The organism is Mariniradius sediminis (assembly GCF_021491425.1).
Taxonomy (GTDB): Bacteria; Bacteroidota; Bacteroidia; order Cytophagales; family Cyclobacteriaceae; genus Mariniradius; species Mariniradius saccharolyticus.
Genome location: NZ_JAKEVZ010000059.1, coordinates 1 through 333 on the forward strand (window position 1 = coordinate 1; position 333 = coordinate 333).

General features: G+C 52.9%; 1 other RNA gene. It reads right to left on the reverse strand.

Annotation, left to right across the window (positions count from 1 at the left end):
* Positions 1-331, reverse strand: a transfer-messenger RNA (tmRNA) gene (gene ssrA / locus L0U89_RS20280); the annotation flags it as partial.
* Positions 332-333 lie beyond the last annotated feature (2 nt).

Below are 333 nucleotides of genomic sequence, written 5' to 3' on the forward strand. Positions count from 1 at the left end.
CCCCGTCCGAAATTACTACACCGTCGGCACTACATGCTTAGTCCAATCTTTACATTCGCCGGCCAGCTGCGGATGGACACGCTACTGACAGACTAGCCTGATTGAGTTTAACGCTTCAGCCCCAGGCAGGACATCCACGCGATCTCTTTTGGGTTTGACCTCTCTTGATCCCCGTCCTAAGAGCGGAGGCTAGGGAGAGAGGGCTCTAAGCAGGTTATTAAGCTGCTAAAGCGTAGTTTTCGTCGTTTGCGACTATTTTTTTGCGGCTTTTTACGAGGCCAACCGCCCCTCGGCATGCTCCTAGGGCTTCGCAAATCCCGTCGAATCCAGAAA